The organism is Testudinibacter sp. P17/SS/0325 (assembly GCF_053570765.1).
Window position 1 is genome coordinate 1,618,800 of the sequence record NZ_CM131635.1, and the last position, 24,335, is coordinate 1,643,134.

At 48.7% G+C, this 24,335-nt stretch carries 21 protein-coding genes; 13 read left to right on the forward strand and 8 right to left on the reverse strand.

The window, feature by feature from the left end; genetic code table 11:
* The first annotated feature begins 13 nt into the window (after window positions 1-13).
* Complete coding sequence (prc, locus tag ACWA50_RS07705) at window positions 14-2,038, forward strand: carboxy terminal-processing peptidase (RefSeq protein ID WP_431051314.1); 2,025 nt, start codon at window positions 14-16, stop codon at window positions 2,036-2,038.
* Window positions 2,039-2,091: 53 nt separating this feature from the next.
* Here the strand turns inward: prc and znuB are convergent, their stop codons facing one another.
* Window positions 2,092-2,877 (reverse strand): zinc ABC transporter permease subunit ZnuB, encoded by a 786-nt coding sequence (znuB, locus tag ACWA50_RS07710; protein WP_431051316.1) that lies wholly within the window; start codon window positions 2,875-2,877, stop codon window positions 2,092-2,094.
* 10 nt (window positions 2,878-2,887) lie between these two features.
* Window positions 2,888-3,676 (reverse strand): zinc ABC transporter ATP-binding protein ZnuC, encoded by a 789-nt coding sequence (gene znuC, locus ACWA50_RS07715; RefSeq protein ID WP_431054318.1) that lies wholly within the window; start codon window positions 3,674-3,676, stop codon window positions 2,888-2,890.
* Between the two features lie 247 nt (window positions 3,677-3,923).
* On the opposite strand from znuC, the gene mepM reads away from it, so the two are divergent.
* Window positions 3,924-5,501 (forward strand): murein DD-endopeptidase MepM, encoded by a 1,578-nt coding sequence (mepM, locus tag ACWA50_RS07720; protein ID WP_431051318.1) that lies wholly within the window; start codon window positions 3,924-3,926, stop codon window positions 5,499-5,501.
* 112 nt (window positions 5,502-5,613) lie between these two features.
* Here the strand turns inward: mepM and ACWA50_RS07725 are convergent, their stop codons facing one another.
* From ACWA50_RS07725 to ACWA50_RS07735, 3 genes are all read right to left on the reverse strand, one after another.
* Window positions 5,614-6,963 (reverse strand): GntP family permease, encoded by a 1,350-nt coding sequence (locus tag ACWA50_RS07725; protein ID WP_431051320.1) that lies wholly within the window; start codon window positions 6,961-6,963, stop codon window positions 5,614-5,616.
* Window positions 6,964-7,129: 166 nt separating this feature from the next.
* Window positions 7,130-7,630: a protein disulfide oxidoreductase gene (locus ACWA50_RS07730; protein WP_431054319.1), complete on the reverse strand. Its 501-nt coding sequence runs from the start codon at window positions 7,628-7,630 to the stop codon at window positions 7,130-7,132.
* 2 nt (window positions 7,631-7,632) lie between these two features.
* A complete protein-coding gene (locus ACWA50_RS07735; RefSeq protein WP_431051322.1) occupies window positions 7,633-8,460 on the reverse strand; it encodes a helix-turn-helix domain-containing protein in 828 nt (275 codons plus the stop codon).
* Between the two features lie 158 nt (window positions 8,461-8,618).
* Between ACWA50_RS07735 and ACWA50_RS07740 the strand changes: the two genes are divergently transcribed.
* The 11 genes from ACWA50_RS07740 (at window position 8,619) to secF (ending at window position 21,189) form a co-directional block, all read left to right on the forward strand.
* Window positions 8,619-9,461 (forward strand): cysteine hydrolase, encoded by an 843-nt coding sequence (locus ACWA50_RS07740; protein WP_431051324.1) that lies wholly within the window; start codon window positions 8,619-8,621, stop codon window positions 9,459-9,461.
* Between the two features lie 182 nt (window positions 9,462-9,643).
* Window positions 9,644-10,162, forward strand: a complete 519-nt coding sequence (locus tag ACWA50_RS07745) for a type II secretion system protein (RefSeq protein ID WP_431051326.1) — start codon at window positions 9,644-9,646, stop codon at window positions 10,160-10,162.
* A complete protein-coding gene (locus ACWA50_RS07750; protein ID WP_431051328.1) occupies window positions 10,125-10,877 on the forward strand; it encodes a prepilin-type N-terminal cleavage/methylation domain-containing protein in 753 nt (250 codons plus the stop codon). Before ACWA50_RS07745 ends, ACWA50_RS07750 begins: the two co-directional genes overlap by 38 nt.
* A complete protein-coding gene (locus ACWA50_RS07755) occupies window positions 10,877-11,548 on the forward strand; it encodes a DUF2572 family protein (RefSeq protein WP_431051330.1) in 672 nt (223 codons plus the stop codon). The genes ACWA50_RS07750 and ACWA50_RS07755 overlap by 1 nt, the downstream gene beginning before the upstream one ends.
* Complete coding sequence (locus ACWA50_RS07760; RefSeq protein ID WP_431051332.1) at window positions 11,529-11,858, forward strand: DUF5374 domain-containing protein; 330 nt, start codon at window positions 11,529-11,531, stop codon at window positions 11,856-11,858. Before ACWA50_RS07755 ends, ACWA50_RS07760 begins: the two co-directional genes overlap by 20 nt.
* Before the next feature lie 57 nt (window positions 11,859-11,915).
* On the forward strand, window positions 11,916-15,317 hold the full coding sequence (gene recC, locus ACWA50_RS07765; protein WP_431051333.1) for an exodeoxyribonuclease V subunit gamma: 3,402 nt from the start codon (window positions 11,916-11,918) through the stop codon (window positions 15,315-15,317).
* A gap of 77 nt (window positions 15,318-15,394) precedes the next feature.
* A complete protein-coding gene (queA, locus tag ACWA50_RS07770; RefSeq protein ID WP_431051335.1) occupies window positions 15,395-16,495 on the forward strand; it encodes a tRNA preQ1(34) S-adenosylmethionine ribosyltransferase-isomerase QueA in 1,101 nt (366 codons plus the stop codon).
* 212 nt (window positions 16,496-16,707) lie between these two features.
* Entirely contained in the window at window positions 16,708-17,868 is a 1,161-nt protein-coding gene (gene tgt / locus ACWA50_RS07775) for a tRNA guanosine(34) transglycosylase Tgt (RefSeq protein ID WP_431051337.1), read from the forward strand.
* Between the two features lie 140 nt (window positions 17,869-18,008).
* Complete coding sequence (gene yajC, locus ACWA50_RS07780) at window positions 18,009-18,308, forward strand: preprotein translocase subunit YajC (RefSeq protein WP_431051339.1); 300 nt, start codon at window positions 18,009-18,011, stop codon at window positions 18,306-18,308.
* A 43-nt stretch (window positions 18,309-18,351) separates the two neighbouring features.
* Window positions 18,352-20,199, forward strand: coding sequence for a protein translocase subunit SecD (secD, locus tag ACWA50_RS07785; protein ID WP_431051341.1), 1,848 nt, complete (start codon window positions 18,352-18,354; stop codon window positions 20,197-20,199).
* A 12-nt stretch (window positions 20,200-20,211) separates the two neighbouring features.
* On the forward strand, window positions 20,212-21,189 hold the full coding sequence (gene secF, locus ACWA50_RS07790) for a protein translocase subunit SecF (protein WP_431051343.1): 978 nt from the start codon (window positions 20,212-20,214) through the stop codon (window positions 21,187-21,189).
* A gap of 74 nt (window positions 21,190-21,263) precedes the next feature.
* On the opposite strand, the gene ACWA50_RS07795 is transcribed toward secF, so the two are convergent.
* From ACWA50_RS07795 to fumC, 3 genes are all read right to left on the reverse strand, one after another.
* Entirely contained in the window at window positions 21,264-22,088 is an 825-nt protein-coding gene (locus ACWA50_RS07795) for a CsiV family protein (protein ID WP_431051345.1), read from the reverse strand.
* 45 nt (window positions 22,089-22,133) lie between these two features.
* On the reverse strand, window positions 22,134-22,766 hold the full coding sequence (locus ACWA50_RS07800) for a chalcone isomerase family protein (RefSeq protein ID WP_431051346.1): 633 nt from the start codon (window positions 22,764-22,766) through the stop codon (window positions 22,134-22,136).
* A 123-nt stretch (window positions 22,767-22,889) separates the two neighbouring features.
* The gene (gene fumC / locus ACWA50_RS07805) at window positions 22,890-24,287 is read right to left on the reverse strand and encodes a class II fumarate hydratase (RefSeq protein ID WP_431051347.1); all 1,398 of its coding nucleotides are present in this window, start codon (window positions 24,285-24,287) and stop codon (window positions 22,890-22,892) included.
* Window positions 24,288-24,335: the final 48 nt, after the last annotated feature.

Below are 24,335 nucleotides of genomic sequence, written 5' to 3' on the forward strand. Positions count from 1 at the left end.
TTAGGAATTGAGGATGAAGATAAAAAAATTACAATATGGTTTGTTTGCCGTGTTGTTTGCTTCCTTAACATTGACGGCACAACCGGTTCAAGCGGTGAAAGCGAATTTGAAATATGAAGATATTCAATTGCCGCAACCGGGAGAAACCCAGTCAACCGCGGTCAAACGCGTCACTGCACGCTTAACTCAATCGCATTACAGTAAATTTGCGATTGATCAGGCGTTTTTAGACAAAATGTTTACCCGTTATCTGAATTTCCTCGATTATAACCATAACACCTTTTTACAAAGCGATGTCGATACCCTGCGCGCCGAGGCGGACAAGGACTTACAGCAAAGCCTGTATGCCGGTGAGCTGAAATTGGCGTTCAAAGCCTATGAATTGATGACCAAACGCCGTTATGAACGTTATGTTTATCTGTTATCGCTACTGGATAAACAGCCGGATTTGAATGGTAATGATCAAATTGAGATCGACCGGTCCAAAATGACGACTTGGCCGAAAGATACTGCCGAGTTAGACAAACTTTGGTTACAACGCTTTAAAAACGATGTGATCAGCGAGCGTTTGAAAAACAGCAAATGGCCGGATATTAAGAAAAAACTGAGCAAACGCTATAATTTGGCGATTTTGCGTCTGAACCAAACCAAAGCGGACGATATTTCCCAGCTGTTCTTGAATGCGTTCGCCCGTGAAATTGATCCGCACACCAGTTATTTGTCGCCGCGCAATGCCAAAAGTTTTACCGAAGATATGAATTTGTCGCTTGAGGGAATCGGTGCCACCTTGCAATCGGAAGATGACGAAACCGTTATCCGTTCCTTGGTGCCGGGCGCACCGGCGGAGCGCAGCAAAAAACTGGCGGCAGGCGATAAAATCGTCGGGGTCGGACAAGGCGAAAAAGGCGAAATCGAAGATATTGTCGGCTGGCGTTTAGATGATGTGGTAGACAAAATCAAAGGCAAGAAAGGTTCGACCGTGCGCTTGGAAATCGAACCGGCGAAAGGCGGAAAAACCCGAATTATCAGCTTGGTACGCGATAAAGTGCGGATCGAAGACAATGCCGCTAAACTGGAAGTCAATAAGGTTGAAGGCAGTGAGATCGGCGTGATTAAAATTCCAAGTTTTTATCTGGGATTGACCGACGATGTGCGTAAGTTATTGGCACAGGCGCAACAGAAAAAAGTCCAAGCGCTGATTATCGATCTGCGTGAAAACGGCGGCGGTGCTTTGACCGAAGCCGTGTCATTGAGCGGCTTGTTTATTTCCGACGGTCCGATTGTGCAGGTGCGTGATGCCTATAACCGCATTCGTATTCATCAGGATCCGGATAGTGCGCAGGTGTATCCAGGTCCGCTGTTCGTGATGATTGATCGCTACAGTGCTTCCGCCTCCGAAATTTTTGCGGCGGCAATGCAGGATTATCAGCGCGCAATTATTTTAGGACAACAAACCTTTGGTAAAGGCACGGTACAGCAGAGCCGTCCGCTGAATTTTGTGTATGATATGGATCAGTCGCCATTGGGCTTTATTCAATACACCATCCAAAAATTCTACCGTATTAACGGCGGCAGCACCCAAATCAAAGGGGTTGATCCGGATATTACTTTCCCGTCGTTAATCGATGTGGATAAAGTCGGTGAAAGCAGTGAAGATAATGCTTTGCCGTGGGATAAAATACCGGCGGCGGATTACTCGGTGATGCCGGCGCAAAAAGCGAATATCGAACGTTTGATTCCGTTACATCAAAAACGGATTGCACAAGAGCGCGAATTTATCGCATTGGAAAAAGAGCTGGAAATTCAAAAAGAGCGGTCTGAGCGCAAGTTCTTGTCGTTAAACTTAAAAGACAGACAAGATGAAAACCGTACCGATGAAGCCCGCCGCTTGAAAGCGTTAAATGAGCGTTTTAAAGCCGAAGGCAAAAAACCGCTGAAAAATCTGGATGATTTGGCGAAAGATTATGAAGCTCCGGATTTCTTCTTGCGTGAAGCAGAAAAAGTTGCAGCGGATTATGTTGCGTTTACTAAGCAATAGTAAGCCGTCAATAAAGAAAATAAGACCCGTTGAAAATAATCAACGGGTTTTTATTACCGTTGCTCGCGTTTTAACAACGACAGGGTAAATAATCCCGAGGCGGCAAGCACCACCGAAGGACCTGCCGGGGTGTCATAAAGTGCGGATAGGCTCAATCCTAAACTGATGGCAAGGCAGCTAAACAGATATCCGATGACAACCATTTGCTCCGGTGTTTTGGCAAAGCGTCGTGCCGTAGCCGCCGGAATAATCAACAACGAGGTGATAATCAAAGCCCCGACAAATTTCATGCTCAGGGCAATGGTCAAAGCCGTCATTAGCATTAGGATCATTTGCATTCCGCGGGTGTTAATGCCTTCGACTTGTGCCAATTCGGCGCTGATTGTGGTGGCGAGTAACGGTTTCCAAAACCGAATGAGCACCACTAACACGATTGCCGCCCCGCCGATAATCCAATACAGATCGTGGTAGTCCACTGCCAGAATATCGCCAAACAGGTAAGAAATCAGATCAACCCGCACATTATCCATTAACGCAATCGCCACCACCCCTAAGGACAAGGCGCTGTGTGCAATAATGCCGAGCAGGGTATCCGCCGAAAACGTGGTGTAATTTTCCAACCAAACTAATAGGCAAGCGAGCAGTAACACCATCGCGATAATTGCAAAATAGGGATTGATTTGCAGCAATAAGCCCAAAGCTACGCCCAACAGGGAGGCATGCGCCAGGGTATCGCCGAAATAGGACATTTTGCGCCAAACCACAAAAGCGCCGAGAGGCGAGGTCAGCAACGATAAAATCATGCCGCAGATCCAAGCGGGCAGGAGAATTTCAAACATGGGCTATATCCTAATTGTGGGTGTGGTGGCAATGGGCAGAAACGCTTTCATTGCTACAACAGACATCGCCGTGTAAATTGTGTTTATGATTATGGCGGTGAGTGTAAAGTGCGAAGCTTTGTGCAAATTGATCACCGAAATATTGAATAAATTCAGGATGTTCGGATACTATTTCCGGCGTGCCGGCGCAGCACAAATGTTGGTTAATGCACAATACTTGGTCGGTGTTTGCCATCACCAAATGCAAATCATGCGATACCATTAGCACCGCACAGTGAATTCTGCTTTTACTTTGGTTAATAAGCTGATACAGTTCCGCCTGACCGGCAATATCGACGCCTTGCACCGGTTCGTCCAACACTAATAATTCCGGTTGGTTGAGTAACGCGCGCGCTAACAATACGCGCTGCATTTCACCGCCGGAGAGTTTGTGCATGCTTTGTTGTGCCAGACGTTGAATCGAAAGCTGCTGCAAAATTTGTTGTAGTTGCTCGGCTTGCACGCCTTGTTTAAGGGATAAAAATTTTGCTACGGTCAACGGCAAGGTATGATCGAGATACATTTTTTGCGGTACATAGCCGATCCGTAGCTTGGCTTTGGATTTCACCGTGCCGCTATTCGGGCGGATTAACTTGAGCAAGACCTTCAATAGGGTCGATTTGCCGCCGCCGTTAGGGCCGACAATGGTCGTCACCGAATCGGGATAAAGTTGTAGATTGATTTTATCCAAAATAGGTTTGGAATCGAAGCTGACACAGATATTTTGTAGTTCGATAAGCGGTTGTTGCTGACGGTCGATCACAAGGTTGCCTTTGCTGCTGATAAAGAGTAGCAGAATAGCGGATTTTACCGAGGCACACAATATGCAACCGCAATACGTCCGCAATAGGCATGAAAAAGCGCTTGAACTTTTCTGATTGCCGTTTTAATCGGCAGATGAACGGCGAACCAAGAACTTTTTGAACTTTTTCAGTGTCTCACAACCATGCTTTATTTTATCTTTATCCGCCGTCTTCGGCGATGGAAATGTTTAAGAATTAATTATTGTGAAAAGTGTTATTTTAGCCAGGGACAGAAAAAGGCGTGTCCGCAATCGAAAAATATTGTTTCTGACAATATTCGTGTTGTTATGGGCTGTGGCGCTGTATTTTTTGTTGCCTAAAGACGGCAATGTGACACCGGATCCGCGGCTGGAGTCGTTGCCGAGCCAAACGGAAGCCGAAAGCGCTTATCAACACATTCAATCCGAATCTCCGGCGGCGGTTACCACGACGGAATCCGGCGTTTCGGAATCGGCAGGGACAGAACAGGAATCGGAACCGAAATCAAGCTCGACAACAGCGCTTAATTCGAGTGAGCAGACGAAAGCCCAACCGGCAGACAGCGCGCCGGCTGCAAACGAAGAAGATCCGAATGCCACCTCTTATGATGACGAATTGACCGCCGAGGACGATGAGGTCGAACCGGGTTCGGTCGTAGACGGTGAAGCGCAAGATACCGATTATTTACCGGACGAAGCGCAGAGCGCGCTGGACATTTTGTTGGATGCTGCCGACCAAGCATGGCGAATCAGCAATCAGTTCAGTGAAACGGTGGTGAAAGGGCAAAAACTGAAAGATATTCTCGATCAATCCGGTTTGGAGCCGTCGGTCAGCGCGGCATTGATTAAAGCCTATCCGGACTTGAATAATCTCAAAGCCGGGCAGCAATTTTACTGGATCTTAAATAAAGACGATCAGCTGCAATATATGAACTGGCTGGTATCGGATAAAGAAGAGCGGATTTACGAACGGCAAGCGAACGGCAGCTATACACAACAAGTGTTGAAAAAGAAAAGCGTTTGGAAAAGCGAGGTGATTAAAGGGCAAATTCAAGGTTCCTTATCTAACAGCCTCACCCGGCACGGCATTTCCGCGCGCCAGATTAATCAATTGGCGACCGCACTTCAGTGGCAAGTCAGTATTAAAGCCTTGCGCAAAGGGGATAAGTTCGCCATTTTAATGGACAGAGAATATTTGGGCGATAAACTCACCGGACAAGCACGGGTTGATGCGATTCACATTGTACACCGCGGTAAAAGCTATTATGCGATTCAGGCGGCGAACGGGGCGTATTTTAATGTCAACGGCGAGACCTTAGGACGTGGTTTCGCCCGCTATCCGCTGACGCGCCAGCCGAAGATTTCATCCCATTTTAATCCGGCACGCCGTCATCCGGTCACTAAACGGATTAGCCCGCATAGAGGGGTCGATTTTGCTTTGCCGACAGGCACGCCGATTATCGCCCCATCTGATGGCGAAGTGGTGAAAGTCGCTTATCAGGCGAACGGTGCCGGGCGTTATATTGTGCTACGGCATGGGCGCAATTATAAAACCGTGTATATGCACTTGAGTAAAACGCTAGTCAAACCGGGACAAAAGGTGAAACGCGGCGAACGGATCGCACTTTCCGGCAATACCGGCCGCTCCACCGGACCGCACTTGCACTATGAATTCCATATCAATGACCGCCCGGTCAATCCGATGACAGTGAAGCTGCCGGGCAGCAACACCGGATTACCGGCGAAAGAACGCAAGGCATTTTTAGCCAAATCGAAAGAAGTCGTGCGAAAATTGAAACTATAGCTCCAAACCCCGCCCGCCAGCGGGGTTTTGTGTAAATCGCTCGCTTAAGTCCGATTTTTTAGCCGTTTGGTGATGAAAATTGACCGCACTTTTAAGTGCGGTCAGGGGCGTGTTATAACAAAATCCAAGCCAGAATGGCGACGATGATAATCGTGACGATCCCTTGCACCAAGGTTGCCATGGTTTGCGATTTATAGGCGGTTTCAACGTCCATTTCACTAAATTCCGCCACCACCCAGAAGAAGCTGTCATTGGCATGGGAGACGGTCATGGCGCCGGCACCGATTGCCATAATGGCGAGCACCGAACCGATGGTGCTGTCTAAACCGAGCGGTTGCAGTAGCGGATAAATAATGGTGGACGTGACCACCAGTGCGGTGGTGGAGGAGCCTTGCGCGGTTTTTAGGGCGGCGGCAATAATAAACGGCACTAGAATACCTAAACTCATGCCTTGCAAGAGCGATCCGAGGTAATCGCCGATACCGCTGGCTTTTAATACCCCGCCTAAAGCGCCCCCGGCTGCGGTGATGATCAAAATACTGCCGGAATCTTTCACGCCTTGCCCGATCCAATCGGTTAAGGTGGTTTTGCTCCATTCCGGTAATAAGCGGGCGGCAAAGAATAAGCCGATCAACAGTGCGGTCACCGGTTCGCCGATAAAATAAAAGCACTTCAATACCGGATTATCCACGCCGACAAACAGCAGTTTTAAGAGTGAAGCAAAAGCAATCAATCCGATGGGGACGATAATCGGCAAGAATGCATTCAAGGTTGACGGAATTTGTTTATACAGCGCTTGAATCTCTTCGTCATCTATCAATTTGGGGAGATCATCCTGTGCGCAGCGATAACGTTTCCCCGCCCATTCGGCATAGAGATAACCCGCACCGACCGCAAACAGGGCAATAACCAGCCCGAACAAAATCACTAAACCTAAGTTACCGACGTGTAGGTTGCCTGCTGCGGCAATAGGCCCCGGGGTCGGCGGCACTAAGGTGTGAGTGGCGTATAAACCGGTTGCCAGGGCAACCGACATCGCCACCGCCGATTTTCCGGTTTGGCGAATCAGCGATTTTTTCAGCGAGGATAAAATCACAAAACCGGAATCACAAAAAACCGGAATGGAAACAATGTAGCCGATAATGCTCATTGCCAACACCGGGCGTTGGCGGCCGATTTTACCGAGGACAAAATCCGCCATTGCAATCGCAGCACCGGTTTTTTCTAAAATCGTGCCGATAATGGTTCCAAGCACAATCACGATCCCGATATACGCCAAGATACCGCCGAAGCCGGTGGTAATGGTTTTGACCGTATCGGCAATCGGCACGCCGGAAAACAGAGCGATAGCATACGCCGTGAGTAATAACGCAATAAAAGGGTGTAATTTGTATTTTGCGGTAGAAATAACGATAAACAAAATGCCCGCAATCAAGAGAATAACCAGTCCGAAACCACTCATAAAAACCTCCCGCCTATTTTGGAGAATTCATTTGACGACCTTGATAGCCTGCCGCTGACAGGCTACCTGCTTAACATATCAAGGGTTTCTTTTTTTGAATAGATTTTCTTCTCGGATTTGCGATAAACTTCAACTTCTTTTTTTAATCAGTAAGTCAATGCCGCGCTTAGAACCATTCCGCCAACCACAACCGCACTTTGAGCCCCCAGTAAGTGCTCAATCCACTGGTGGCAAATTCCATTTTGCCCTGATCAAAAATAATAATCGTCGGAGTGACGGCAACCTGCCATTGTTGCGCAATGGCGCCATTCGGATCATTGACGGTCAGAAATTGGTAATCGTGTTCAGCGAGATAGGCTTGCACCGTTGATTTATCGCCGGAACGCAAGGCAACAGTGGCAACCGGCACGCCGTCTTTGGCGAGCGAATCAATCGCAGGAGAAGTATAGCGGCAATAGCCGCACCAAGTGCCCCAAAAATAGAGAATTGCCGGGCGGTCTTGGCTGAGTTGCGCTAAAAAGAACGGCTGGTTTTGCAAATCGTAAAGTGCGGTGCTGTCCGCATTATTCGGCACTTGCGGTTTGCGCAGCCAATCAACGATCACGCTCATCACAATCAAGGTGAGCACCAGCGACAGCAGGTTCTTGGCGATTTTTTTTACATTGATTCTCATTGACTATCCTTGTACTTTGCCAACCATTTCAGCGGCGACATCCCGACTTTAGCCGTAAAAACGCGAGTGAAGGCGCTGGCGTATTGGTAACCGACTTCTTCCGCGGCGATTGCAATCGGTGTACCGGCGCGCAGTTTACGTTGCGCCAATGCCAAGCGCCACTGGGTCAAATAATCCAAGGCGGAAATGCCGATGACTTTTTTAAAATAAGCGGAAAAATTAGAGCGCGACATGGCAGCCAGTTCCGCCATTTCTTCCAATTGCCACGGATGTGCCGGGTTTTGATGAAGTGCGGTCAGCAGTTTACTCAATTTAGCGTCGCTTAACCCGTTTAAAAATCCGGTGGTTAATTGCCGTTTTTCCAAACCGTAGCGGATAATCCGAATCAAAAAATAGCTGCACAAGTGGTGAATCGCAAGGGCTTTTCCCAATTTATCGACTTGATATTCTTGATAAACCGCGTCACCGACCGCCAATAATTCGGGGCAAGCATTCAGCGGCATGATCACACATTCGTCCAAAGCTTGGTTCAGCGGATTTTTCACCCCTTCGCCAAAATCAAAACTGATACATGAAACGGTAATTCCACTTTCATCCAACGGATTAATGCGGTGTAAGGTGCTGTTAGGGCAGAAAATCACGCAAGGTTCGTTGATGCGCTTTTGCTGGTGGTTGTTTAATAATAAATCGAAGGCGCCGTCGTGGACAATATGCAAATAGCTTTTATTCGGTTCGTTAAACTCCCCTATCCGGCAGAGTAAGCTGCTAAAAAAAAGGTCACTTCTGAAATTAAAACGGGCAAAAAACTCGGTTAAAGAATCCATTGGTTTCCTCGGTTAAAAAATCCGGACGATCGGTCAACTTGCCGCATGATGTTTTTCTTATACTGACCCCGAAGCAACAAACAAGGGGTATTTCAGCGGCATGAATGAAATATTCTTCAATGTTAATTTTGAATAGTCAACTAAAAGGAGTGATTTCCATGAGTAATGAGAATAAAGAACAGCAAATTGATACAACACGTCGCCAAGTATTAGGCAGAGGTTCACAAATTGCAATGGCGGCAACGGCGTTGGGCGCAATGGGATTAAGCGCGGCGGCTTCGGCGAGTGAAAAGAAAGCCGCTGACCCATATGCCGAACCGGAACAATACGGTATGCCGCGTCACGGTATGAAATTGGATAAAAAACGCGTCGCCTTGGTTGTGGTTGATCCGCAAGTGGACTTTTTAAGCCCGAAAGGGATCAGCTGGGGCGTGATGGGCGAAAGCATTACCCGTAACAACACCGTGCCGAATATCGAAAGCCTGTTTAAAGCGGCGAAAGCGGCTGATATCCCGGTCGTGGTTTCGCCGCACTATTACTATCCGGTCGATCACAGCTGGAAATTCGGTGGCCCGGGCGAACACTTCATGCATGACAGCGGTATGTTTGCGCGTAAAGGACAATACACCATGGAAGGTTTCGAAGGTTCAGGCGCGGACTTTATGGAAGAGTACAAACCGTATATCTATGACGGCAAAACCATCATCGCCAACCCGCACAAAATCTTTGGGCCGGAAACCAACGATGTTGCCTTGCAATTACGCAAACAAGGCGTGGATCAAGTGATCTTGGCAGGGATGGCGGCAAACTTGTGTATCGAATCGCACTTGCGTGAATTGATCGAACAAGGCTTTGAAGTGACGGTGGTCAAAGACGCGACCGCAGGGCCGAAAATTCCTGAAGGCGACGGCTACTTAGCGGCATTGATTAACTTCCGTTTAATCGCTAACGATCTGTGGACCACGGAAGAAACCGTGAAAAAATTAGGCGTTAAAATCTAAGGTGAATAGCCTTTAACGAACCCCGGCAAACCGCACTTTTGAGATGAATTTTGTTGTTTCATTGAGAAAGTGCGGTTTTTTCTTCTTATTTTTCAATTCTGCGATCCCCATTCCAAAAAAATCCGACCGCACTTGGTATTTTTTGCCGTTTTTCTAAACTTGGCTTCCAAAAAGGAGGCGTGATGCGTAGCGGGTTTACTTTATTGGACGTGTTATTGGCGGTGTTTGTGTTGAGCGTATTGGCGACGGCAACACGTCCGCAATGGCAGGCGTTGTCGGATTATCAGGTGTTGCAGAAAGAGCAGAGAAAGTTGTTCGCCTTTTTGCGTCATATGCAGCTGCGGATTGAAAATTCACAGGAGATTTGGTTGTTGCTGATCAACCGCGATACCCACAAAAATTGGTGCGTAACGGTACAGCGCAAGGATAATCTGCTGTGCGATTGTTTTATTCCCGCCGGTTGTCCGGCACGCGTGCAGGCGCATTTTTATCAAGCGAGTTTTGCACCGCAAACCCAGATTATCAGTAAAAAATACTATCCGAGCGAAATCAGTCGCTTGAGCGGTGTACGAGACACCTTCTCGGCGGCGTGTTTCGTGTTGCAGGCAGGCAAACACCGCTCGATTTTTTCCTTGTTTAATGTCGGCAGTTTAAGGGTGAAAGATGACCAAGCGGCAAGTGCCTGTGTTAATGACAGCTAAGCGTTATAAAGCGGGTTTTACCCTGTTGGAATTGATGATTGCGGCGGCGGTCGGTTCGTTCCTTTTGTTGTTGATTGTCGGTTTTTTCAGCCGAGCCAGCGTGTTTAACCGCGAATTATTGCTGCGTTTGCAACTACAGCAGGAGGTGCAAAAAGTACTGCAACTGATGGCAAAAGATATTAGCCGCAGCGGTTTTGCTTACCTCGATCAACGGATTGAGCAAACGAACTTAGCGCTGTTTAACCACGCAGACGGCAGCTCAACCACGATCACGGCGGCAAACCGTGAAAGCGCAAACAGCTGTTTACTGTTTTGGTACGATTTGGATCACAGCGGTTGCGTCGGCGGCAATCATGGTCGACAGTGCCAAGTGGCGGGGCAAAATCGAACGCTGGACATTCAAAAAGAGCTGTTGGGTTATCGTTTAAAAAGCAAAATGGTGGAAACGCGCGCGATGTACAAAAGCGGCACAATTCAGCAGTGTGAGCGTGAACAATGCCATGCTTACTTGGCAAAAAACGGTTGCGATACGCGCGGTTGGGCGGATCTCTTGGACAGCGACATCTACCAGGTCAGCCGTTTGCACTTTTCATGGCTGGCACAACGGCGCGGAGTGTTAGTGCAAATTCAAGCCAATTATAAGCGCGAACCGCACATTCAATATCAAAGTGCGGTGGTGATTGCACTGCACAACCGTTTATTGGCAGGAGAATAATGTTAGCTTGGAAAAAGGGCATGGCGAGTTTGTGGGCGCTTTTGTTGCTGTCGTCGGTGTTGTGGCTGTTTCTGTTGGTCGATCATGATGTGTTGGGCTTACAGCGCGCCAATTTGGGCGAACGTATGCGTTATTTACAACAACGTGAGCCGTTGTTGGCACGGAGTTTATCGCCTGACGCCGATTCGGCTTGCCGACAAGCCGCAATAAACCGAGCCGAAAGTGATACTTTTCGTTTAACCTTTGCCGGCGCGGATAAGCAAACGCAGCGGCACTTTGTATTATGTCGCCAACTAAGCCTGTTTAAACAGTTGCCGCAACAGGCATTGGCAAGTAAAATAGGTGATTTTTTGAACGCCGAGGTGGAACAATTCACATTTTTAACCCTGCCGTTAAGTGCCGAAGATTACCAGCGCGGTGGCATATTGTGGCTGGTGGAAAACGCTGAATGGCAGTTGCAACAGGATTTTTATGGCGTGGTGATCACCGAGGGCGATCTCAGTTTAAACGGCGACGGCACACTGTTTGGCGCAGTCATTCATAACGGTAAAGTGCGGTTGGAACGGCAGGATCAGATTGTTTTTACCCCGCAAGTGATCGAAAAAACCGCTGCCGAGTATCAACAATGGCAGTATAGGCAGGGCAGTTGGCATGATTTTAACCCGTTATAAGCGAATGCGTTTTGCCTATCGGCGTGGTGCGGGCACGGCGGCGGTGCTGCTGACGTTAATGTTGTTCAGTTTCAGCCTGTTGGCAGTCTCCCGTTGGCTGACGGCACAACAGCGTGACGGTTTGCAGATTTATCAGCAATATCAGGCGCTGTTGCTGGCGCAAAACCAATTTGCACGCCAACGTTTGGGCTTGGGCTGTGAAACGCCGATCACACAAAATCAGATCCGCTTTGACGTGCAATGCCAAGCGCAACGGGTGAAAGTGCGGTTTCCGTTGGGCGAAATCAGCTTGAGTGCGGAAAATCGCTAAATCGGCTTGCAATCGTTAGCGCTCTTGTTGACAATGGCAACACATCTGCCAAGGAGAATGACCGTGCTGCACCTGTATTATTCCAACCATTTAGAGATTCAAAAAGCGATTTTAGTCAACTTAATGCAACGTAATCCGCTGCCTGATCCGTTCCGGAGCGAACAGATTTTGGTGCAAAGTCAGGGCATGGCGCAGTGGTTGAAATTACAGATTGCGGCGGAGTGCGGCGTTGCCGCCAACATCGATTTTCCGCTGCCGGCGAGTTTTATTTGGCAACAATATCACCGCACTTTGCCGAATGTGCCGCAGCAAAACGCCTTTCAAAAAGAGGCAATGTTGTGGCATTTGTTGGCGCTGATTCCCACGCTGCTGGCAGACAGCGATTTTACCCCATTGAAAAAATATCTCGGCGAGCCGTTAGAACAGGAAAAACTGTATCACTTGGCAAGCAAAATTGCCGATCTGTTCGACCAATATTTGGTCTATCGCCCCGAGTGGATCACCGCATGGGAACAGCAACGGGAACAGGATATTCTGCAACAATTACGGCGCGGCTTAAGCCAAAATAATCAAGAATTGTCGGCTTTATTGCAGCAAGATCTGCAAAGTGCGGTCAGCTGGCAGGGCAAATTGTGGCGGGCGTTGTATGCGCGGGTGGCGCAGCAAAGCGCAGAGCAGGGCGAACAGTGTTATCACCGTGCCAATTTGCATACGGCTTATTTGCAACAATTGGCAAAGCAAACGGCGGCATTGCCATCGCAACGGTTGTTTATTTTCGGTATTTCCGCCTTGCCGACCGCTTATCTGCAAACCTTTCAGGCGTTGGCACGGCAGAGTGAAGTCCACCTGTTTTTTAATAATCCGTGCCGTTATTACTGGGGCGATATTCTTGACCGCACTTTTCTGCAAAAGTTGCAATTGCGCCGGCGCCAAGCCTATTTGCAAGAAACATCCGAACAAGCAGACTCGCGCCCGTGGCTGAATGCGCAGCAACAGGCGCAAGCCACGCAGGACGATTGGCAAAATCCGCTCGGCTATCTGCAAAGCGGCAATCCGCTGTTGGCGGCATGGGGCAAAATGGGGCGCGATTTTTTATCATTATTAAGTCAAAGCGAAGCCAATGAAATTGACGCTTACGCCGCGATTGCGGGGAACGGCTTGTTGGCGCAACTGCAAAATGCGATTTTGGATTTGCAACCGCTGCAATCGCCGCCGCCGTTCGTTTGGCAGGCGCAGGATCAAAGCCTGACGATTCATGCTTGCCACAGCCCAATGCGCGAAGTGGAAATTTTACACGATCAACTATTACATTGGTTTCAACAAGACCGCACGTTGACGCCGAAAGACATCGTGGTGATGGTGGCGGACGTGGATAACTATGTGCCGTATATTCATGCGGTGTTTGCGCAATACGGTTACCAAGATCCGCATTTTATTCCCTACGAAATCGCCGACCGCAAACACAGTCACAGCGATGTGATTATCTCAACCTTTTTGGCGTTGTTGCAATTAAAAGAAAGCCCGTTCACCGCCGAAGCCGTGTTGGGGCTGCTTGACGTTGCCGAACTGCGTGAACGTTTTGCGATTGAACTCTCTGATTTGACAACATTGAAAAACTGGGTGGCGCAGAACGGCATTCGCTATGGCTTGCGCCGCGAGGGGGAAAGCGAGCCGAATTACAATTCATGGCAAAGTGGGCTGGAAAGAATGCTACTTGGCACGGCAATGCGCGAAGCGGACGGTGTTTGGCAAGAGACGGTGGCGTTTGATTTTAGCTTCGGCTTGGATGCGCAATTGGTCGGCAAACTGGGCGAGTTTTTGCAACAATTGCAAGATTGGCATGCCTTGTTACAACAAACACACCGCATTGCTGATTGGCAACAGGCGTTACAAAATGCGTTACAGCAGTTTTTTATCGACAGCGACGACAGCCGCCACGCCCTGCTGTTTTTGGCGCAACGGATTGATGAGGTGTTTCAAACCGCACTTGAGACCCAATTTGAAGGCGAATTGAGCAGCGAGGTGGTGGCGGAACTGATGAACAGCCGTTTATCGGAAGAAGACAACAGTTTCAATTTTCTCAACGGCAAATTGAGTTTTTGCACCTTGCTGCCGATGCGCGCGATTCCGTTCAAGGTGGTGGCGTTGCTCGGCATGAACGAGGGCGATTATCCGCGCCGACATAATCCGAACAGCTTTGATTTAATGCAATATGCGCCGCAAAAAGGCGACCGCGTGCGGCGTGATGATGATCGCTATCTGTTTTTAGAGGCGATTTTATCGGCGCAACAAAAGCTGTATATCAGCTATGTCGGACGTTCATTGACCGATAATCAAGTGTTGCAACCGTCGGTGTTAGTCAGCCAGCTCGTCGATTATTTGGCGGAGCAAATCGCAACGGACAGCGGCGAAGTGCGCTCAAAATTGATCCAAACCCACCCGATGACCGTGTTCAGTGCCGAAAATTTCAAGCCGCACAATCCAAACCGCTCTTTTGCCAAAGGGTGGCTGGCGGCAACGCAGCAACAACATGACGTTAGCAATTTTGTGCAACCGCTGGCGGCAAATCCGCTGCAAAGTGCGGTGATAGAATTGGATCGTTTGATCCGTTTTGTGCAAGATCCGTTGCGTTATTTTTTTGAACAACAGCTTGGCGCGTATTTCCGCCAATATGACACCGCGTTGGAAGAGAGCGAAGTGTTTCAGTTGTCAAAACTGGAAAACTACCAATTAAAGGAACGGCTTTTACGGCAACCGGCAAGCGATTGGGGGCAACAATTCGACTACGCCAAATATAAAGGCGAATTGCCGCGCGCCGCCTTTGCTGAGATTGCCGAACAAAAAATCAGCGACGAGTTGCAACCGCTCAGTGCCGCGATTGCGCCGTATTTAAGCCAAACGGCGCAAACCCTGCCGATTGATTTAACGTTTGAGATTGACGGGCAAGATTACCGATTGCAAGGCGACATCACACAGCTGTATCAAGGGCGGCAAGTGCGCTGGCGCAGCGGCAGCGTGAAAGCGCAACATCAAATCGAAAGCTGGATCACCTATTTAGCCCAATGCGTGCAACGGCAACAAACCGCCGCAACACCGCACTTTTATGGGATTGAGAAAGGCAAGGTGAGCCGTTTGCAATTTGCGGAGATGAGCGTCGAACAAGCGCAACAACAGTTAGCTTGTTACGTTGCGGATTTCCTGCGCTCGGAACAGCAGTTGTTTGTGGTGCCAACCGCACTTTATCCGCTGTTTTTTGCCGATAAAGCGAAAACAGACGAGGAATTACGGCAGGAAATTCAAAACTTGGCACAAGACGGTTTCCATGAAAGCGACAAAGCCGATCCCTATTGGCAACGGCTGCTCAGCCAACAGCAACAGCTTGATTTGAATGCGATAAAAGAGAAAATGCAGCAGTGGTTTGGGCTGATGGCGCAAAGTGCGGTTGGGGAAAGTCAGTAAATCGTGATGATCCGCTTGCGACTTGTGGCAACAATCAATAAACTAGCAGGCTTAATTTTTATCATTGAGTGGGAAAAATGCAAGTTTCAGATTTTCATTTTGAGTTGCCGGACGAGCTGATTGCACGTTATCCGAAAGCGGAACGCAGCAGCAGCCGTTTGTTGTGCCTGAACGGACAAAGCGGCGAATTGCGGCACCGTCAATTTGCCGAGGTGTTGGATTTGGTCGACGCCGGCGATTTATTGGTGTTCAATAATACCCGTGTGATTCCGGCGCGCATGTTCGGACGCAAAAGCAGCGGTGGCAAATTAGAAGTGTTGGTTGAGCGGGTGTTGGGCGAACGCCGTTGTTTGGCACACGTGCGTGCCTCGAAAGCGCCGCAAGCCGGGGCGCAGATTATTCTGGGCGAAGACAAGTTAGGCGCGGGCAACGGCATTGCTTTTGTGATGAAAGCGCGCCACGATACCTTGTTTGAGTTGGAAGTGGTCGGCGATACGCCGTTGTTGGCGATTTTACAGCAAATCGGGCATATTCCGTTGCCGCCGTATATTGATCGCCCTGATGAAGAAATGGATCAGGAGCGTTATCAAACCGTGTATAATCAAGTGCCCGGCGCAGTTGCCGCGCCGACCGCCGGTTTGCATTTCGATCAGGCGTTGTTAGACAAATTGGCGGCAAAAGGCGTGAATTTTGCCTTTGTGACTTTGCACGTCGGCGCAGGCACATTCCAGCCGGTGCGGGTGGAAAAAGTGGAAGATCACCATATGCACGCCGAATATGTTGAAGTCGATGAGCAGACGGTGCAAGCGGTGTTAGCCACCAAAGCTGCCGGGAAACGGGTGATTGCGGTCGGCACGACCTCGGTGCGCGCCCTCGAAAGTGCGGCATTGGCAGCGGCGGAAACACCGTTGTCGCAACAACAACCGCACTTGCTTGCGCCTTATTTTTCCGACACTACGATTTTCCTTTATCCGGGCAAACCGTTTCGCGTGGTCGATGCGCTGATTACCAATTTCCATTTGCCGGAATCGACCTTGGTGATGTTGGTTTCTGCTTTTGCCGGTTACCGCCATACCATGCAGGCGTATCAAAGTGCGGTTGCCGAGCGGTACCGTTTCTTTAGTTACGGCGACGCGATGTTTATTAGCAAAAATCCTGATGTGAGCGGATTGGCTTGAGTTTTCAAATCAAGCTAATTACGATATTTTAAGTAGCCACGATATTTTAGGTAGCTGGAAGATTCTTTTCTCCCTTCCTCCCTGTGCGGAGGGAGTACCATTTTTCGCTAGAAAAATGGGGAGGGACATAAAGCAAAAGTACGGATCGCCGCACTTTTATTCTTTAAATAAGATCAATCTTCGGACTGTTTTTCCGTTGATAGGAGCAAAATATGAAATATGAATTACACAACACCGACGGACGCGCACGGCGCGGGCGTTTGACCTTTCAACGTCCGCAAGGGGAATTTAGCGTGGAAACGCCGGCGTTTATGCCGGTCGGGACGTACGGCACGGTGAAAGGCATGACCCCGGAAGAAGTGAAAGCCACCGGCGCGCAAATTTTGTTGGGCAACACCTTTCACCTGTGGCTGCGACCGGGGCAGGAAGTGATGAAACTGCACGGCGATCTGCATGATTTTATGCAGTGGCACGGGCCGATCTTGACCGATTCCGGCGGTTTCCAAGTGTTCAGCTTGGGCGATATTCGTAAAATCAAAGAAGAGGGCGTACATTTCCGTAATCCGATTAACGGCGAGAAAATTTTCTTATCGCCGGAAAAATCAATGGAAATTCAATATGATCTCGGTTCGGATATTGTGATGATTTTCGATGAATGCACGCCGTATCCCGCCGATTTTGATTATGCCAAAAATTCAATGGAAATGTCGCTGCGTTGGGCGAAACGCAGCCGTGATCGTTTCGATGAATTAGGCAACAAAAATGCGTTGTTCGGTATTATTCAAGGCGGCGTATATGAAGAATTGCGCAAGGTTTCGGTCGAGGGCTTGGTGGAAATCGGTTTTGACGGCTATGCGGTCGGCGGTTTGGCAGTGGGCGAGCCGAAAGAAGATATGCACCGCATTTTGGAATATATTTGTCCGCAAATTCCGCAGGATAAACCGCGTTATTTAATGGGCGTGGGCAAACCGGAGGATTTGGTGGAAGGCGTGCGCCGCGGGATTGATATGTTCGACTGCGTGATGCCGACCCGCAATGCGCGCAACGGACACTTGTTCACCGCAGACGGCGTGATTAAAATCCGTAACGCCAAATACCGCGACGATGTATCGCCATTGGAAGCGGAATGTGATTGTTATACCTGTAAAAATTACACCAAAGCCTATCTGTATCATTTGGACAAGTGCGGTGAAATTTTGGGTGCGAGACTGAATACCATTCACAACCTGCGTTATTATCAACGCTTGATGGCACAGTTGCGCACCGCGATTGAAAATGGCGAATTAGAACAGTTTGTCGCGCAGTTTTACGCCCGTATCGGCAAGCCGGTGCCGCCGTTGAATGAATACCACGCATTTGATGACGGAAAATAAGCCTGACAACAAGAAGATTTTCACTTTAGCCGTGTTTTATGCTATTTTGAACACCGCTATTACAGTCGGGGCGGTTATGTTGAACAAGCATGAGCGTCCTGTTTACTTAATTTAATCACTAACTTAAAAAGGATAAAAAAATGGACGCACAACAAGGCGGCGGAATGCAAATGATCTTTATTTTGGTAATCTTTGCCTTAATTTTCTATTTTATGATCTATCGTCCGCAAGCAAAACGTAACAAGGATCACCGCAATTTAATGGCGTCACTGGCGAAAGGCGAAGAAGTGCTGACCAGCGGCGGTTTAATCGGTAAAATCAGCAAAGCCTCTGCCGAAAGTGATTACATCGTGATTGCGTTAAATGACAATATCGAAGTGACCATCAAACGTGATTTCGTGGTGGCGGTGCTGCCAAAAGGTTCTTTGAAATCCCTGTAATTTTCCAATCTTCCAATTAACTTCCGAGTGAGGGGCATTAATTGTGTTAAATCGTTTCCCTTTATGGAAGAACCTGATGGTGATCATTTTGGTCGCCATCGGCATTTTATATGCTCTTCCAAATCTTTATGGTGAAGATCCTGCGGTGCAAATTTCCGGCACCCGCGGACAGCAGGCAGACAACACCACTTATCAACGAGTACAACAAGTCTTACAACAAAACCAATTAGCGGTGAAATCGTTACAATTGGAAAACGGTTCTGTGTTGGCAAAATTCGCCAATACCGATGATCAACTACTGGCGAAAGATAAACTGGCTGAAAATTTAGGCAAGGGTTATTCAGTGGCGTTGAATCTGGCGCCGGCAACCCCGGCGTGGTTGGAAGCGATTGGCGGCAGCCCGATGAAACTGGGATTGGATTTGCGCGGTGGGGTACGTTTCCTAATGCAGGTCGATATGAAGACCGCACTTGAGAAACTGGAAACCCAGCGCCAAGACAATTTGCGCACCGAATTGCGCAAAGCGCGGATTGCTTATACTAATATCCGTCAAGGTGAAAACTATTCCACCGTCATTACGCTGGGCGAACAAGCCTCCGAATCGGAAGCGCAAAGTTTAATTCGCCGCATTGATCCGAATTTACAACAAAGCCTTAACGGCAAAGTGATTACGCTTACCATGTCGGAAGCGGACTTGGCACAGGTGCGTGAACACGCGATTGAGCAAAACCTGACGATTTTGCGTAAACGGGTAAATGAATTAGGTGTGGCGGAACCGGTGGTGCAACGCCAAGGGGCCGAACGCATAGTGATTGAATTGCCGGGCGTGCAAGATACCGCGCGCGCCAAAGAAATTTTGGGTGCGACGGCGACCTTGGAATTCCGTCTGGTGAATACTAATGCGAGTGCCGATTTTGCTGCACGCGGCATGGTGCCGTCAGATTCCGAAGTGAAAAATGATCGCGAAGGCAATCCGGTAGTGCTGTATCGTCGCGTGATTCTTGGCGGCGAACATATCACAGGGGCAACGTCGGGCAGCGATCACACTACAGGTCGCCCAGAAGTGAATATTACCCTCGATAGCGAGGGCGGCAATTTGATGGCGGCGGCGACCCGCGATGCCATCGGCAAACCGATGGCAACCTTATACAGCGAGTATAAAGAGAGTGGTCGGGTTGATGACAAAGGCACGCCGATTCTGGAAAAACACGAAGAAGTGATTAACGTGGCGACCATTAACGATCGTCTCGGCAGCCGTTTCCGTATCAGCGGTATCGACAGCCCGGCTGAAGCGTTAAATTTATCGGTGCTGTTGCGTGCCGGGGCGTTGATTGCGCCGATTCAAATCGTAGAGGAACGCACGATCGGGCCGTCTTTAGGGGCGCAAAATATCGAACAAGGCATGGAAGCGAGTCTATACGGCTTAGGTTTCACCATTCTGTTTATGCTGTTTGTCTATCGTAAATTCGGCATGATAGCCAACCTTGCCTTAGTGCTGAATATCGTATTGCTGATTGGCGTGTTGTCTTTACTGCCGGGGGCAACCCTGACAATGCCGGGCATTGCCGGAATCGTGTTGGCGGTGGGCATGTCAGTCGATGCCAACGTGCTGATCTTTGAACGGATTAAGGAAGAGTTGCGCAACGGGCGCAGCGTGCAACAAGCGATTCACGAAGGCTACAACGGTGCCTTTTCCAGTATTTTCGACGCCAACTTAACCACGATTTTGGTCGCGATTATTTTGTATGCGGTCGGCACCGGACCGGTAAAAGGCTTTGCCATCACCTTGTCATTGGGCGTGGCGATTTCTATGTTCACCGCAATCACCGGCACGCGTGCGATTGTGAACTTCCTGTATGGCGGCAAACGCATTGATAAGTTGTCAATTTAGATTGAGGATTAAATGGTGAATGTAAAAGCAAAACAACCTATTGAAACCGAAAGCGGCATAAAACTGGCACGCAGTGTAATCCCGTTTATGAAATACCGCATTCCCGGCTATATTTTTTCGTTAGCGGTGATAGCCATCAGTTTATTCTTTGTGGTGACGAAGGGATTTAACTGGGGCTTGGATTTTACCGGTGGTACCGTGATCGAAGCCAGCTTCTCCCAACCGGCGGATTTACCGAAAGTGCGGTCTGCATTGGCGGAAAATGATTTCGGCAGTGCGGTGGTGCAGGCTTCCGGTGGCACGCGTGATGTGATGATCCGTTTACCGTCGGAAGACGGCGACACCACGATTGGACCGAAAGTGATCAATATTCTGCAAAGTATTGATGCTCAATCAACTGTGCGCAGTATTGAGTTTGTTGGTCCGAACGTAGGGAAAGAGCTGACCGAAGCGGCGATTTATGCCACGTTGGTAACCTTAATTATGTTGCTGTTGTATGTCGGTCTACGCTTTGAATGGCGTTTGGGAGCCGGCGGGATTTTAGCGTTAGCACATGATGTGATTGTAACCTTGGGCGTATTCGCTGCGTTACAGATTGAAATCGACTTGACTTTCGTGGCAGCGATTCTCTCGGTAATCGGTTATTCTCTGAATGATAGTATCGTGGTATTTGACCGAATCCGCGAAAACTTCCGTAAAATCCGCCGTACTGCGGCACAAGACATTATGGATATTTCTTTGACCCAAACCCTTGCCAGAACTTTGATGACCTCGGCAACCACCTTGGTCGTGGTATTGGCATTGTATATTTGGGGCGGGCCGAGTATTCATAACTTCTCACTTGCCTTATTAATCGGGATTGGTTTCGGTACGTATTCTTCGATTTATATCGCAACCGCACTTGCGCTGGATCTCGGCTTAACACGCGAACACATGCTGCCGCCGAAAGTTGAAAAAGAAGGCGAAGACCAAGAGGCGATTATGCCGTAGGCAGATTTTCGCGGCGATAGTAAAAGCCATATTTGTTCACAAATATGGCTTTCTGTTATATTGAATAAGAAAGGTTATGGCGTCATATTACTGCCGCTGACGCCTTTAAGCGGTTTGCCATCGGCACTGTTAATCAAAACTAAAATACCGAACAACGGGTGGTCAAAATACATCATTTGGTTATCCGTGTAACTGCTTTGGCTTTGATACTGGATAGTGTGCCGTGCCGAGGCGACGGCGGTTTCGGTTTCTTGCTCTTTATCGGAGACCGCGTCAATATCCGGTACAACGGTTGTCACATCTTGTCCGACACTGCCAAAAACCGGCATTAAGCGGGAGGCGCTTTTTTTGTCGTCGTAACTAAAAGCCAGATTGAAATTTAACTCGATTTTATCATCCTGCCACACCGTAAAACGCCCATCCAACGAGGGGAGACGATCCGCGGCTGATTGAATGTGAATCGGCACGGCCAAACTTTGTTGGTTTAGCGCTTGTGTCCAAGCTTGGTGATAAAACGGCACATAGGCATCGTGTTGTTCAAATTTCGTATAAATATCATTGAGCTGCATAGCACTGTCGGGCAATGCGCGTGCGTTGATTTGTGTTTCCGATGGTAAAATGGCATCGGCGGTCGGAATGACCGAGCTGAGTTCCGGGAATTGCTGGTTCAGACTATCGCCGTCTAGCAGGCGTTGGAATGCAATGATCTCCACATTAATTTGCGTGGCATACTCTTCAGCAGCAGTGGCGGATTGCGGCGGATTGTCCGTTGGAATGGCGGCGCTGACCGCACTTTGATGATCGGCGCTTGGGGTTTGTTCCGCATAAACTTGGCTTCCAATCAACATTAGGCTGAGAGATTTTGCAACCAGTGACAAAACGGTTCGGGGTAAACGCATAACAGAGACTCCCATCATAAAAATGCTATAAACAACAACGTCGAATTAACTGGCTTCTGCGCTTTCCGGTGTAGCAGGGACGGTGTCGGGCACCGTTGGCAGGATTAACGGATCCCGGCTTTCCTCTTCTACCGGGGCGGTTTCCAGTTGGCGCGCCGGCGGCGAATATTTGCTCGGTTGATCTTTATCGAGACCTAATAATTTACTTTGTAAGCGTTTAAAACTGCTTTGCGGTGACAACCAAATATCCAAAAACGCCTGATTAAACGCGTTGCCGAATTGCGGTTCCAATACGGTATCATTCAGCACAAAATAACCGGTATCTTCCAAAGCAATATAATTCAGCAAATCTTGCGGTTGAAAATCCGGTAAGCTTTGTTCTAATTTTGCCGCCCACTGGCTTTGTAACTCGGGAGAGACTTGCGGCGCAATATTGCTTAGCTCTTTTTTAATGGTAATCGCAAAGTTTTTGCCTTCGACCGGTTTGGCATAATTCAACGTCAGCATGAGCGGACGTTGGTTCGGTTGGTATTCGCCATTTTCGCTATACAGGGTAATGGTATAGATATGGAAAGGCCCCCAAGTATAGTCAACCGTACCGACCGGCAACCAAGTCGCCGAAGCCAGCTTGCTGAAAAGCAAAAGGAACAGGGGAGTGGCAATTTTTAATAATTTCATAATATAACCGATGAATTACTCGGACAACACAACTTAATGAGATTATAACATAAACGGTGATAAGGTCTAATTTAGCCGGGAATAAAAACGGGATCCGAAGATCCCGTTCTCATCGCGCCAGCGTTATTTTTTCAGGCTGCCGACCATATCTTCAGGACGAACCCACTCTTCAAATTGTTCAGCGGTAACCAAACCAAGGTTAATCGCTTCTTCTTTCAGGGTAGTGCCGTTTTTGTGGGCGGTTTTGGCGATTTTCGCCGCATTTTCGTAACCGATATGGGTATTCAGTGCGGTCACCAACATTAATGAATTTTGCAACTGCATTTGAATGCGAGGGTGATTCGGTTCAATACCAACCGCACAATGCTCGTCGAATGACACACAAGCGTCAGCCAACAGTTGCGCCGATTGCAGGAAGTTTGCCGCCATCACCGGTTTGAATACGTTCAGTTGGAAATGCCCTTGCGTACCGGCGAACGAGATGGTGGTGTCGTTGCCCAACACTTGTGCGCATACCATGGTCAAGGCTTCGCATTGGGTCGGATTGACTTTGCCCGGCATAATCGAGGAACCCGGCTCATTTTCAGGGATTAAAATTTCACCGATACCGGAGCGTGGACCCGACGCCAATAAACGAATATCGTTGGCGATTTTATACAGTGAGACCGCTAATTGTTTTAACGCACCATGGGTTTCCACAATCGCATCATGGGTTGCCAAGGCTTCGAATTTATTTTGCGCAGTCACGAACGGCAAGCCGGTGAATTTGGCGATATATTCCGCCACTTTGACATCATAACCTTGCGGCGTGTTTAAGCCTGTGCCGACCGCCGTGCCGCCTAGCGCCAATTCCGCCAAGTGCGGTAGCGTGTTTTTCAGCGCTTTTAAGCCGAAATCCAATTGCGCCGCATAGGCGGAAAATTCTTGCCCTAAGGTGAGCGGGGTTGCGTCCATTAAGTGGGTGCGTCCGATTTTCACCACATCGTTGAACGCCGCCGCTTTTTCGGCGAAGGTTTTTTGCAAACGCGCCACGCATGGAATGGTGGTTTCCACCACTTTTTTGTAAGCGGCGATGTGCATTGCAGTCGGGTAGGTGTCGTTGGAGGATTGGGATTTATTGACGTCATCATTCGGGTGGATCACGCTTTTTTCGCCCAGTTTACCGCCGTTAAGCACGTGCGCGCGGTTGGAAATCACTTCGTTGACGTTCATATTCGATTGCGTACCTGAACCGGTTTGCCAGATCACGAGTGGGAATTGATCATCCAGTTTATTCGCCAGAATTTCATCACAAGCCTGCCCGATCAGATCGCGTTTTTCCACTGGCAATACGCCTAAATCGGTGTTGGCAAACGCCGCGGCTTTTTTCAGGTAACCGAAAGCTTCGATGATTTCATGCGGCATAGAAGCGGCGGGACCGATTTTAAAATTATTGCGTGAACGCTCGGTTTGCGCCGCCCAATATTTGTCTGCCGGAACTTGAACTTCACCCATAGTGTCTTTTTCGATACGAAATGTCATAGTAATTTCCTCTATTAATAGAATTGGTAACGGAAAAATTTTAACATT